Source organism: Chitinophaga sp. Cy-1792 (assembly GCF_011752935.1).
In the GTDB taxonomy this organism is placed as follows: Bacteria; Bacteroidota; Bacteroidia; order Chitinophagales; family Chitinophagaceae; genus Chitinophaga.
Window position 1 is genome coordinate 1,705,914 of sequence record NZ_VWWO01000001.1, and the last position, 14,102, is coordinate 1,720,015.

A 14,102-nucleotide genomic window follows, 5' to 3' on the forward strand; every position below is an offset into this window, starting at 1 on the left:
TTGGCAAATAAGAAGTACTTTGGTGTATTTGCAGTAATAGGAATTGTATCTTTTATCATTGTTGACACTGCCGCCAGGGACCGTTCAGGGAGAATGTATTTGTCCGCAGATGTAAACGAACACCAGGTGCCGGCAGCGGATTCCTCTCCTGCCCAAGCAGCCCCGGATACAACCAATAAGAAAGATACCTTGAAATATCCCTTGCAGGACAGACGTGGGCCCAGTATGACTGATCCATCGTCCCGTAATGCTATGGACCTTAAAGATCCTGCGAATATCAACAAATCAGTTGACTATGACCCTGTTACGAAACAGTATACTGTTACCGAAAAAATTGGTAACCAATACTATCGTAACCCTACCTATATGAGTTTCGATGAATTCTGGAAGATGCAATCGGCTCAAAGTGAACAGGATTACTGGCAAAAACGCGCCAGTACCCTGGGTAACCTCAATCAGAAAGGCAATGGCCCTAAAATGATTCAGGGAAATAACCTCTTCGACAGAATTTTCGGTGGCAGCCAGGTGGATATCAAACCACAGGGAAGCCTCGACCTGACTTTCGGCTACCAGGGCCAGAATATCAAAAACCCGGTACTCGTTGAACAAGCCCGCAAAAACGGAGGATTTAACTTCGATATGGGCATCAACATGAACGTTACCGGTAAAATCGGAGATAAACTCAAAATCATCACCAACTATAATACCCAGTCTGCATTTGATTATGAAAATCAGATCAAACTGGAATATACCGGGTATGCTGATGAAATTATCAAGAAAATAGAAGCAGGTAACGTAAGCTTCCCCCTCCGCAGCTCACTCATCTCAGGGGTGCAGTCGCTTTTCGGGGTGAAAACACAACTGCAATTCGGACGTCTGACAGTAACCAGCGTTTTATCTAACCAGAAATCTCAAAAACAAAACCTCCAGCTGAAAGGAGGTACCATGGTCCAGGATTATAATATCCGGGCAGACGAATATGAAGACAACAGGCACTTCCTGTTGTCGCAGTTTTTTAAGGATACCTTCAACTATGCCATGCAAAAACTGCCCATTATTCAGTCGCTCGTGAATATTTCCAGACTGGAGGTATGGGTCACCAATAAAACCGGTGCCACCACCCAGACACGCGACATCGTCGGGCTGATGGACCTTGGTGAGTACAAACCGTACAACAATACCATTTCTGTACTGACATCGTCGCACCTCCCGGATAACGGGGTCAATGACCTCTACCCGCGGTTGATAAGCAACTCCGCCAACAGGGCCACGGGAACGGTCGTCAGCCAGTTACTATCGCTAGGCATACAGCCCGTCTCGGAATACGAAAAAACATTTGCACGAAAACTCGACTCAACCGAATATACTTACAATAAGCAATTAGGCTTTATATCCCTTAACCAGCAATTACAACCAGACGAAGTCCTTGCAGTAGCATTCCAATATACATACAACGGTAAAACGTATAAAGTAGGGGAATTTTCCCAGGATGTTCCACCGGATCAGAATAACAGCGCCAATCAGCCTGTACTCTTCCTGAAACTCCTGAAAGCTACTTCCGCCCGCCCGGTGCTCCCTATCTGGAAACTGATGATGAAAAACATCTACAATACCGGAGGATATGCACTGAATAAGGAAGACTTCAAAATGGATGTTTATTATAAAGATCCTGGTGCCGAAGGACGACCGCCAAGTGATAAAAGATATATTCCAGATGCCAAAGGCTCCTATGCAGGCGCTCCTATCATCTCTATTCTCAACCTCGACCGACTCAATAACCAGCTGGATCCCCAGCCGGATGGTGTGTTCGACTACGTAGAAGGCTATACGATCAATTCTATGAATGGCCGTATCATGTTCCCTATGCTGGAACCCTTCAATGGTGGCCTGAAACCTGCCTTCGGTGGTGATGTAACATTGGAAAAACAATACCTCTTCGGGATACTTTACGACTCCATTAAAGTGGTGGCACAACAGTTCCCGCAACTCAACAGGTATGTGATCAGAGGTTCCTATAAATCAGCAAGTACATCAGAAATCAGCCTGGCACCCAACATCCCGCCAGGATCTGTAACAGTTACGGCTGGTGGACAAATGCTCCGCGAAAACGTTGACTACATCATTGATTATAACCTGGGCCGACTGAAAATCATCAACAGTGGCGTGCTCAGCTCCGGTGTTCCGATCAACGTACAATATGAAAATAACTCGTTATTCGGGCAGCAGGTACGTAACTATTTCGGTACACGACTCGATTACCTGGTGAATGATAAACTTAGCTTCGGTAGTACCCTCGTGCGTATGAGCGAAAGACCTTACTACCAGAAAGTCAATTATGGCGATGATCCTATCAAAAATACCATGGTGGGCTTCGACGTAAACTATAACTCAGAGTGGAAAGGACTGACGAAGTTCCTGAATAAACTCCCGAACTTCCATAGTACCGCTCCTTCCAATATCCTATTCACCGGTGAGGTAGCCCGCCTGTTCCCTGGTCATAATAAACTGATCAACGCTGCCGGCAGTAAACAAGGTACGGCCTACATCGACGACTTCGAAGGTGTGAAAAGCGACTACGATCTGAAATTCCCTGCTACCAACTGGGCACTGGCATCTACGCCTAAAGGCGCTACCAATGCAGGTGGACAGGTACTGTTCCCGGAAGCGGAATTGAATAACGTGCTCGACTATGGTAAAAACAGGTCTAAACTGGCCTGGTATATCATCGAACCAACATTACAAATACCAAATTCTCCTAACCTGCCTGCCGGTATTGATAAAGATGCCCAGTCAGATCCACGTGTGCGCCTGGTATATCAAAGCGAAGTATTTGCGAATAAGTCTACCGACTTTGGTCAGGCACAGCTGAGTACCCTCGATCTTGCCTATTATCCGAAAGACCGCGGTCCGTACAACTTTACCAGCAGCCCGCTTTCTATAGACAGAACCGGAAAACTGAATAATCCGCAGTCAAGATGGGGTGGTATCATGCGTGCGATTGATAACAGTGACTTCGAGACATCCAATATTGAGTATATCGAGTTCTGGATACAGGATCCATTTGGTGCATCTACCAACCCTGCTGGTGGTCAGCTGTATTTCAACCTGGGTAACGTTTCTGAGGATATCCTGAAAGATGGTAAGAAGTTCTTCGAAAACGGGTTACCTAATCCTTCAGAAACCGCGAAGCTCGACTCGTCTAACTGGGGCCGTATTCCTAAGTTCCAGCAACAGATAACACAGGCCTTCGATAACGACCCTGCTATCCGCGCCTTCCAGGACGTTGGTTATGATGGTCTGCAATCTGCAGATGAACAGCTGTTCTTCAAAAAATACCTGGATACCATCGATATGAACTTCGGCGCCAGCTCTCCGCTGGGGGCTGCAGCACATGCCGATCCATCTAACGATAACTATAAACACTACCGCGATTATAGCAATACGAGTATTCTTGGACGTTATAAAAACTATAGCAACCCTGAAGGTAACTCACCTGCTTCTTCCGGAAATTCTACCTATTCATCTGCTGCTACCAATATCCCTGAGTCAGAAGATCTGAACCATGATAATACGCTGAACGAAACGGAAGAATACTTCCAGTACCGTATCGATCTGAAACCGAGCAGCATGGTGATTGGCCAGAACTTCCTGGTAGATAAGATCCCGGCAAAAGTGAAACTGCAGAACGGTAAAGACACGGTGGAAAACTGGTACCAGTTTAAGGTGCCTATTAACCAGTTCGACAGCAAAGTGGGTTCTATCCCTGACTTTAAGTCCATCCGCTTTATGCGTATGTTCCTGACCGGATGGTCTGATTCTGTGGTGCTGCGTTTCGGTAAACTGGCGCTGGTACGTAGCCAGTGGCGTAAATATGATTATGAACTGAAAGCCGGTGATCCTGTTCCTTTGGATAACAGCACCACTTTCAATCAGTCTGCCGTAAATATTGAAGAAAACTCCAGCCGCTTACCAATTAACTATGTGTTGCCGGAAGGAGTGGTTCGTCAGAATACTATATCTACCAATAATACTACCCTGCAACTGAATGAGCAGTCGTTATCGTTACAGGTATGTAACCTGAAGGATGGCGATACGAGGGCGGTGTATAAGACGCTGAATATGGACCTGCGCCAGTATAAGCGTTTGCAGATGTATATACACGCAGAGGCTGCAGGCAACTCTCAGTTGAAAACCGGGGATATCCAGGCCGTTATCCGTGTAGGTAGCGACTTTGTAAGTAACTATTACGAATATCGTATACCGTTGACCGTTACAGATCCGAATGTTACCGGTGGTCGTACAGATCCTAAACTCATCTGGCCGGAAGCCAATAACCTGGATCTCCTGATGAGTGAATGGACCAAGCTGAAACAGCAACGTAACATGTGTGACTCCTGTAGTCCGCTGTTGCCGTTCCCGCTGAACCCGGTACCGGATGCTGCAGGTAACTACCTGACAGTAGTTGGTAACCCTAGTTTGGGCGATGCACGTACCATGATGATTGGTATCGTCAATCCAAAGAATGATGGTATGACGAAGTGTGCGGAAGTATGGCTGGATGAATTGCGCCTGGCCGACTTCGATGAGAAAGGTGGTTATGCTGCATTAGGCCGTATGGACATACAATTGGCGGATCTGGGTACGATATCTGTCTCGGGAAATATGCACACGGCAGGGTTCGGAAATATTGACCAGCGAGTCAATGAGCGTTTCAGGGATAACTTCCTGCAGTATGATGCTGCTGCCAATCTTGATCTGGGTAAGTTGTTGCCTAAACGGGCGGCTATGTCTATACCGGTATATGCGGGTTATTCACAGTCGGCAAGTAATCCGGAATATGATCCTTATGATCTTGATATCAAGCTGAAAGACAAGCTCGACCTTGCCCGTAATAAACGGGAGCGGGATTCCATACGTAAGAATGCACAGGACTTCACGTCCATCACGAGTCTGAACTTTACCAACGTCCGTAAGTTGAACACCAGGAAAGGGAAGCACCATTTATGGGATGTGGAAAACTTTGACGTGAGCTATTCTTTCTCACAGATAAACAATCATAACCCGCTGATTCAGAGTAATGTGCTCACCAAACATCGTGGGGGACTAGGTTATAACTTTACCGGAGAAGCACATTATATAGAACCGTTTAAGCGGATGATCCGGTCTAAGTCGCACTGGTTCGACCTGATAAAGGATTTCAACTTCAACTATATGCCGAGCATCCTGAGTTTCCGTGCGGATATCTCCAGGCAGTTTGGAGCTACGCGTGTGCGTAACGTAGGAGGTGATGTGAAATACCAGTTGCCGGAAACGTATAACAAGTACTTTACTTTCGATCGTTACTATACCCTTAAATGGGACCTGAGCAGAAGTATCAATGTGGAATTCAATGCGGTAAACCGTGCCCGTATCGATGAACCGGATGGCCGTATCAATACCGCCGAGAAAAAGGATACCATGTGGAATAACTTCTGGAAAGGTGGCCGTACCACAACGTATATGCATAATGCCAACATTACATATACCTTGCCTACATCTAAGTTCCCGGCACTCAGCTGGACGAAGGTGGCCCTCAACTACGGTACGGAATACCACTGGAACGGTGCTTCCATGCTGGCGTTGTACCTGGGTAATGCTATCGAGAATACCTATAATAAAACCATCAACGCAGAGCTGAACTTTACGGAACTGTACAATAAGTCGAAGTTCCTGCGGGCAATCAATAGCAGACCAAGAAATAATAACAGTAATAATAACCAGAAGCCAGGTACTAAGGATCCGAAAGGAGCACCAACTATTAACCAGAGCAATAGTGCAGATGAGATTTCACCATTTGTAAAAGGTGCGTTCAAAGTGCTGACGATGATGAAACGTGTCAACTTCAGCTACAATGAAAACGCGGGTACTATGTTACCAGGTTACCTGGACAGTACGAAGGTATTGGGTATGAACTGGGCTTCTATGGCGCCAGGGCTGGGCTTCGTATTTGGTAAGCAGCCAGACAGGGCCTGGATGGACAATTTTGCGAAGAAAGGGCTTATCACTCCGGACCAGCAGATGAATATCCAGTTCCAGCAGCAATATACCCAGCGTTGGCAATTGCAGGCGCAACTGGAACCATTCTCAGACCTGCGTATCGATCTGAATATGACGAAGTCATTTACCAAAAACCATACAGAACTGTTTAAAGTGGTAGATGATACTTCCGGATTCCAGCACCTGAGTCCTTATGATGCCGGTGGTTTTGAGATTACCTACATCGCGGTGAAAACGATGTTCGGCCATATCAATACAGCCGATGGTATTTCTGAGACCTTCCGCAATTTCGAGGCTTACCGTAATATTATCTCCAATAGATTAGGTGCGGCGAACCCTTATAACGACCAATCGGGTATTCCATATTATGATCCTAAAGATCCGACCTACCGTTATGGTTATACGAGGTATGCACAGGATGTGCTTATTCCGGCGTTTATGGCTGCCTATACGGGTAAGAGTCCGGAAACGATCGGACTGCTGAAACAGGGTAATGATAATGTGAAGAGCAATCCTTTCAGCAACTACATTCCAAAACCAAACTGGGCATTGACCTATACTGGTTTGAGCAGGTTGGAGCCGTTCAAGAACTTCCTGACCAACTTCACGCTGACGCATAAGTATACCGGAACGCTGAGTATGAGTTCCTTCAATACATCGATGTATTACGAAGATCCGCGTCTGGCAGGTTATCCAGCCTTCCGCGATACTATCTCCGGTAACTATTATCCGTACTTCCTGGTGCCAAACCTGACCATGACGGAAGCCTTTGTGCCGCTGATAGGTATAGATATGACCTTCAAAAGCACGCTGAATGCCCGTTTCGAGTTCAGGAAATCGCGTAGTCTGAGTCTTAGTCTGATCGATTACCAGCTCACAGAGCTTCGGTCTACAGAGATCGTCATTGGTGGTGGCTACCGTATCAGGGGGGTAACCTTACCGTTTGCTGTCAATAAAAATGGTAACAAGAAGTTGCAGAATGACCTTAACCTTCGACTGGACCTCAGTTTCAGGGATGATAAAACCGTGAATAACCGTTTGGACGCAGACCTTGTGATTCCGACCAGTGGCCAGAAGGTAATTGGTATCGCACCATCTATCGACTATGTGGTCAACAACCGTCTGAACCTGCGTTTCTTCTATGATCGCAGACAAACGATACCGGCTATATCATCTGCCTACCCGATCACAAATACCAGGGGAGGTATTACCTTCCGGTTTGTGTTGAGCCAGTAGTGATAAAAATGCTTTTTACAGAACCGGTCTCTACTTGGTAGAGACCGGTTTTTTTATGCGTATACTGTACTTTTATCGGCCCTGAAAAAACTATATCTTACTGCAAAATTCCCGTTATGAAGAAAATGCTCGCGACCTTTGCCCTCCTGTTTATTTTAGGGAAAGCCTTTAGTGATGTCCGTTTACCCGCGTTGCTGGCCAGTGATATGGTGCTGCAGCAAAAATCAGCCGTCTCTCTCTGGGGCTGGGCTTCTCCAGGCGAAACAGTGTATATAACCACCTCCTGGGATAATCATACCGATTCCGTCATGGCTACCAGCGAGGCCATGTGGAAGCTAAAGGTGAATACACCTGCTGCCGGCGGCCCTTATACAATTACGTTTCGTGGCGCCAATACCATCAAACTGGAAAATATCCTGATCGGTGAAGTATGGGTATGTAGCGGCCAGTCGAATATGGAATGGAGCAGCAATCAGAACCTGCCGCAGATGATGGAAGAACTTCCGAAGAGCGCTAACAGCAATATCCGTTTATTCAGGGTAGACAGAATAACTTCTGCCACCCCGCAGGACGATGTGCCTGCCACCTGGAAGGTATGCGGTCCTGAGTCGCTGAAAGGTTTCAGTGCAGTTGGTTATTTCTTTGCGAAAAAATTACAGCAGCAGCTGAATATCCCCGTAGGTATTATCAGCGCTGCATGGGGCGGTACACCGGCAGAAGTATGGACGCCGGCTCCACTGGTAACTTCAAATCCTGAACTGAAAGCCGCTGCTGAAAAAATAGAGCACAGCATGTGGTGGACCGTTACGCCGGGAGCGGCCTATAACGCTATGATATATCCACTGACCAATTACAATATCGCCGGTGCTATCTGGTACCAGGGAGAAAGCAATACCAAAACAGCTGCCACCTATGCACAGTTGCTCGATACCATGGTGACCTCCTGGAGAAGTAAGTGGAACAATGATTTTCCGTTCTATCTGGTGCAGATTGCGCCTTATCATTACGATAAGCAAAATATAGGTGCACTGTTGCGTGAACAACAAACAAATGCCCTGCAAATTAAAAATACGGGCATGGTCGTAATTACTGACCTGGTCGATAATGTAAAGGATATTCATCCAAAGAATAAAATAGACGTAGCGGCCAGATTAGCTAACATGGCGCTTTCAGAAACATATCACCAAAGTGTGGGCGAAGTATGGAGCCCGATGTTTAAGAACATGGAGATCAGCAAAGATAAAGCAGTGCTGTATTTTGATAATGCGAAGAATGGTTTTGTTATTCATAATGGTACCAAAGCCAGTGATTTTATGATTGCGGGAGAGGATAAGAATTTTTATCCTGCAGATGTTAAACTGGAGAAAGATAAAATCATCGTAAGCAGTAAGCAGGTGAAAGTACCTGTTGCAGTAAGGTTTGGTTTTAGTAATATGGCAACGCCGAATGTGTTTAGTAAGGATGGCTTACCGGTGGCGCCGTTCAGGACAGACAACTGGCCGGTGCCGACTCCTGCGGAGACAGAATAGTTTAATTTAAAAATATATGTAATAAAAAACAAGAGCGTGTACCGGAAGGAGATCGGGGTGGTAGCCCCCGCGCGCAGCGCGGAACCAAAACAACCGATACTGAAGGTATCGGTTGCAAAAATATAATACCGATAAAATTTACTTCTGTTACACGCTTTTTATGCCGATTACAATATATCTTTGCTGCGGTTTGAAATATATCGTCGTCATATTGGTGTTTGCGGGAATTTTACTGGAGAATTGCAGTAAGAGCCTGATAGTAATGCAATACTGGGCTAACCAGGTATTCATTGCACAAAACCTTTGCGAAAACAAGAGCAGACCGGAGATGCATTGTAATGGTAAATGTCATCTCAGAAAAGAATTAGAGAAAGATACACAGCAGGAAAAAAACAACAGTGGTAAAGAAAGTTACGAAGTAATGTTTGTCAATGAATTACAAACATTCACACAGATACCACCTGTTGCAGCTGTTATCAAACATACTGTATTTTATAACGATCCATATCTCCCAACCCCCGTATTTGCTATATTTCACCCGCCTCAGTGGTATAGCTGCTAATTACTTTCCTTATATATTTTCCTGATTAACCAATCTGATTGCCGGCTTGTGCAATCGACTATTTATTGTATCACATGAGACAATGTTTACTCATCATTGCCTGCATGGCTGCACTGACGTGCCATGCACAGCAGTGGCATGGGCGTATTGCTGATAAGCAGACGCACGAGGCACTTCCGGGTGCTGTTGTTAGTATCCTCCATAATAATAAAGGCTGTACTGCCAACGCGCAGGGCCATTTTGAACTGAATATCGCTGCAACTGATTCTGTACTGATTTCCTGTATGGGATATGTTACCAGGCAATTACCTGCAACCACTGTACAAAATGCCTCAATTATATACCTGGAGCCGCGTGCGGCCAATCTGAATGAAGTCATCGTATCGGGGTCCAGAGATAAACAATTGCGTACGGATGCACCCATCGCGATCAGTACAATTACCCCCCAGGAATTGAAAGAAGCCAAAGCTACCACACTGGACAAAGTGCTTAATAAAGTAAGCGGTGTATATATGGTAGACCTGGGCAATGAACAGCATACCATGGCAATCCGCCAGCCTATTGGTTATAAGAGCTTGTTCCTCTATCTGGAAGATGGTATTCCCATCAGAACAGTGGGCGATTTTAACCACAATGCACTGATAGAAATCAATATGGCAGCGCTGAGAAATATTGAAGTGATCCGCGGACCAGCATCTTCTTTATATGGTAGCGAAGCAGTTGGTGGTGCGGTTAATTTTATTACGATGTCGCCAACACTGGCGCCTACCGTGAAAGTGCAGGCAGAGATGAGCAACTGGGGCTATAAACGCACCGACTTCAGCGCTAGCGGTACCAGTGGTAAATGGGGGGCAGCAGTATCAGGTTATTATGCAAATCAGTCCAACGGATATATGGACCATAGCGATTTTCATAAGCTGGGATTGAGTTTTAAAACGGTTTACCAGCCGAATACAACCACCCGATGGACCAATGCTGCCACCATCATTAATTATAATACCGACCAGGTGGGCGGCCTTGACAGTGCACATTTCTACAGTAAAGATTACAGTAACTTCCAGACATTCACCTATCGTGATGTGCAGGCATTACGCATCAGAAGTACGTTGGATAAAGACTGGAACGCTACCAACAGTACCTCTTTTACCGCGTTTTATAGGCATAGTACCATCGGACAGAATCCATTCTATGCCATTAAGTCTACCTCTAATCCACTGAAGGCCAATGGCCAGATTAATAGCGACGCCTTTCATAGTTATGGGGTTATTGTACAGCATAAAAAGAAATTCGACTGGAAAAACGCCGCGCTGATAGGCGGTCTGAGCGCAGATTTCAGCCCGGCAACCTATCATGCCGGATATATTACTATCGATAAAAATGCAGCAGGATATTATACTAATTATCAGAATACCGATTCCGTGCTGACAGATTATAAGGTAGGACTCCTGAATACTGCTGCCTATGCACAGTTTGAAATGTCGCCGATAGAAAATATGCGACTGGTAGCCGCTGTAAGGTATGACCGTATGGATTATGATTTTGTCAATCATCTTACCCCATCTGCCTATACCGGAGCACCCAGCGAGAAAAATAATTTCAATGCCCTGACGCCAAAAGTAGGCCTTACCTATAATCTTGGCCATAATCGCGGATTGTATGCCAACTATAGCAGGGGATTTGCACCACCGAATATTTCTGATCTGTACCAGGGAGTGAAAGTGCCGGTGCTGCAACAGGCAACGTATAATAACTATGAATTAGGCGGCTGGTTTGGGTTTGATCACGATAAAGGTTATATAGACCTTAGCGTATATGAGATGAAAGGTACCAACGAAATTGTGAGTGTGCAGCAGCCGGATGGTAGTTATGAAAACAGGAATACAGGCGCTACGACGCATCGTGGTATCGAGTGGAACGTAAAGTATACACCGCTGAAAAGCATCTATATCAGGACCAGCGGCACCTTTGCACTTCATACCTTCGACGCATATACGGAGAACGGGAAAACGTACGATAATAACCGTATGAATGGTGCACCGAAGTGGATCACCAATAGTGAAATTACCTGGAAACCTGCTGTGCTGCGTGGTTTCAGACTTGGCGGTGAATGGCAGCATATCGGCAGTTATTTCATGAATGCGGCAAATACTGCCAGCTATGGAGGTTATGATTTGTTTAATATCCGCGCAGGTTACGGTTATAAATCCTTTGAATGCTGGATCAACTGCATGAATGTGGGCGACAGATTATACGCTACCACCGCAGAGAAATCGGCATATGGCGTTACTTACAGAGTAGGACCTCGTCAGACATTTAATTTTGGCATTGCTTATACATTTACCGGTAAAAAATAGTGAGATGAAAAAATGGTATTTATCAGGTCTGGTGGTGCTGATGATCGCTTGTGGCAATCAGCGTAAAGAAGAAAGCAGGGTATTGTCGCACGCTGGTGTAGATGCCTCCTGCCCTTATGTTACGAATGATAGCAAAGGAAATACAGTGATCAGCTGGGTAGAGAAAGACAGTACCGGAGATAATGGAAAAATGTTTTATGCCGTTTCTAACGGAAATGAATATACGTTTTCTGATCCGGTAGTTATTCCTTCAACAGCAGGTGTTTTTCCGCATGATGAAAATCTGCCTAAGCTGTTGTTCAAACCTGATGGAACAATCATTGCATTATTTGGTGTAGAGCAGCATGATGCCAGGAATAAGTATGCCGGTAAAGTATTGTATACACAGTCTTTTGACGGTGGAAAAAGCTGGGAGGCGCCGGTGGCGCTGGTTACAGATACAGCAGGTTATGATCAGCGATATTTTGACATGGCTTTATTGCCCAATGGAGAAGCTGCTGCCATCTGGCTGGACAACAGGAAGAACACTAACGCAGAGGGATCTACGTTGTATTTTTCCACTACGCATGGGAAGGAGGGTTTTCAGGATGCAAAGCCGGTGGTGGAAACAGTTTGCCAGTGTTGCCGGACGAAATTGTATGTCGATAAGTCTACTAGTAATATTCATATTGTTTATAGAGATATTATCAATGATTCTATCCGTGATATGGTGCACCAGGTTTCTGCTGATGGAGGGAAAACCTTTTCTGAACCGGTACGTATCAGCGCAGATAACTGGGTGGTGAACGGGTGTCCGCATACGGGCCCGACACTGGCAGCCAATGCAAGCGGTCTGCATTTTGCCTGGTTTACCATGGGGCATGGCAAAGGTGTATTTTATTGTCATTCCACAGATAACGGTAAGACCTATACGCAGAAGGAGTCGTTAAGCAATGTGGCAATGGCCAAACACCCGCAGCTGATTAGCGCGGCAGATGGAGATATTCATATTGTATGGGATGAACCGGTAAAAGTAGGAGACGATTATAACAGCAGGATAGGCTATGTGAGAAAATCTCCCGAAGGGAAAACGATAGCAGACAGCCGGATTACATCAGATAGTAGTTATGCTAACTTTCCGGTGTTAGGAACCCTTAACAAAGAAGTGCTGGTAGCTTATAAACAGCGGCTTGGCGCGCATAGTGTGGTGATGTATAAGGTATTATAAAAAATAAAAGGTCCCGACTTAGCCGGGACCTTTTTAATACTTTGAGTGTACAACAAATACTCAGCTGTAGCCAAAGGAAAAACCCTTTTGTCCAGCCCAGTCCTTCCTGGTTACCCATCGGCCATAGTTGCCTTTCTGGGAATTACCGAAGTAGAAGCGCCATTGATCTTTCCACCTTGGATAGTATAGGCGCAGCAAATACATAGTTAGAAATGTAAGCATAGGGATATGGTTTTCACAATAATTAACGGATAGTCAAGTTTAGGCACGGGTAACTTACATTTTCTACAACAAATAACACCGCAGAAGATATAAGTATTTTCAAATATAGAATTTCATATTTAATCGTTGTATGACACTTATGTGTTAATTTTTGTCTATGTAATAAGCATTTGCCTGTTGAAGCGGCGTCAGTACGAGGTCGTTGATACAAACATGCGCTGGCAGGGAGGAGCAGTAGTAGACAACATCTGCTACGTCCTGGGCACTTAACGGGATGAAACCATCATACACGGCTTTGGCTTTATCTTCATCACCTTTGAAGCGTACCAGGGAGAATTCTGTTTCTGCGGCACCCGGGTGAATAGCGGTAACTTTGATACGGTAAGGCAGCAGATCGATACGCATACCTTGTGAAATAGCATCTACAGCAGCTTTGGTAGCACAGTAAACGTTGCCTTTGGCATATACATGTTTGGCGGCAGTAGAGCCGATGTTGATGATATGTCCTTTGGTACGGGAACGCATCCATGGTATTACCACCCTGGAAACATACAGGAGCCCTTTGACGTTGGTATCAATCATATTGTTCCAGTCATCCACACTGCCTTCGTCGATGGTGCTTAAACCTGCAGCCAGGCCTGCATTGTTGATAAGTATATCTATTGCTTTCCATTCTTCCGGGATATTTCCCAGCACCTCAAACACCTGTTTTTCGTCTCTTACATCAAATTGAAGTGGCAGTACGTTGGTGCCATATTCCTGTGCAAGCTGTGTTTGTAATTCTTCCAGTCTTTCTTTTCTGCGACCAGTGATGATAACATCATAACCTTTTGATGCGAACGTGATAGCACAGGCCTTACCAAACCCGGCTGTAGCGCCTGTAACAAGTACAATACCCATGAGCAATAAATTTTAAGATAAGCTTGAGGATACAAAAGTAATGCAAAATATACAGC

At 45.4% G+C, this 14,102-nt stretch carries 7 protein-coding genes; 5 read left to right on the forward strand and 2 right to left on the reverse strand.

The window, feature by feature from the left end; all coding sequences use genetic code 11:
* The 5 genes from sprA (at window position 1) to F3J22_RS07060 (ending at window position 12,924) form a co-directional block, all read left to right on the forward strand.
* On the forward strand, window positions 1-7,272 hold the full coding sequence (gene sprA, locus F3J22_RS07040) for a cell surface protein SprA (RefSeq protein WP_167015642.1): 7,272 nt from the start codon (window positions 1-3) through the stop codon (window positions 7,270-7,272).
* A 116-nt stretch (window positions 7,273-7,388) separates the two neighbouring features.
* Window positions 7,389-8,801, forward strand: a complete 1,413-nt coding sequence (locus tag F3J22_RS07045; RefSeq protein WP_167015644.1) for a sialate O-acetylesterase — start codon at window positions 7,389-7,391, stop codon at window positions 8,799-8,801.
* Between the two features lie 160 nt (window positions 8,802-8,961).
* Window positions 8,962-9,363 (forward strand): hypothetical protein, encoded by a 402-nt coding sequence (locus F3J22_RS07050; protein WP_167015646.1) that lies wholly within the window; start codon window positions 8,962-8,964, stop codon window positions 9,361-9,363.
* Window positions 9,364-9,437: 74 nt separating this feature from the next.
* A complete protein-coding gene (locus F3J22_RS07055) occupies window positions 9,438-11,717 on the forward strand; it encodes a TonB-dependent receptor (protein WP_167015648.1) in 2,280 nt (759 codons plus the stop codon).
* 4 nt (window positions 11,718-11,721) lie between these two features.
* The gene (locus F3J22_RS07060) at window positions 11,722-12,924 is read left to right on the forward strand and encodes a sialidase family protein (protein ID WP_167015650.1); all 1,203 of its coding nucleotides are present in this window, start codon (window positions 11,722-11,724) and stop codon (window positions 12,922-12,924) included.
* 60 nt (window positions 12,925-12,984) lie between these two features.
* Here F3J22_RS07060 and F3J22_RS07065 read toward each other — a convergent pair whose 3' ends face one another.
* The gene (locus F3J22_RS07065; protein ID WP_167015652.1) at window positions 12,985-13,146 is read right to left on the reverse strand and encodes a hypothetical protein; all 162 of its coding nucleotides are present in this window, start codon (window positions 13,144-13,146) and stop codon (window positions 12,985-12,987) included.
* A gap of 144 nt (window positions 13,147-13,290) precedes the next feature.
* Window positions 13,291-14,046 carry an SDR family NAD(P)-dependent oxidoreductase gene (locus F3J22_RS07070; protein ID WP_167015654.1) on the reverse strand — a complete coding sequence of 252 codons (756 nt, stop codon included), beginning with the start codon at window positions 14,044-14,046 and terminating at the stop codon, window positions 13,291-13,293.
* Window positions 14,047-14,102 lie beyond the last annotated feature (56 nt).

Excerpts from the sequence above, each read along its gene's own strand:
- F3J22_RS07045 (WP_167015644.1), top strand. The coding sequence starts at position 7,389 with ATGAAGAAAATGCTCGCGACCTTTGCCCTCCTGTTTATTTTAGGGAAA.
- F3J22_RS07050 (WP_167015646.1), top strand. The coding sequence starts at position 8,962 with ATGCCGATTACAATATATCTTTGCTGCGGTTTGAAATATATCGTCGTC.
- F3J22_RS07055 (WP_167015648.1), top strand. The coding sequence starts at position 9,438 with ATGAGACAATGTTTACTCATCATTGCCTGCATGGCTGCACTGACGTGC.
- F3J22_RS07060 (WP_167015650.1), top strand. The coding sequence starts at position 11,722 with ATGAAAAAATGGTATTTATCAGGTCTGGTGGTGCTGATGATCGCTTGT.
- F3J22_RS07065 (WP_167015652.1), bottom strand. The coding sequence starts at position 13,146 with ATGCTTACATTTCTAACTATGTATTTGCTGCGCCTATACTATCCAAGG.
- F3J22_RS07070 (WP_167015654.1), bottom strand. The coding sequence starts at position 14,046 with ATGGGTATTGTACTTGTTACAGGCGCTACAGCCGGGTTTGGTAAGGCC.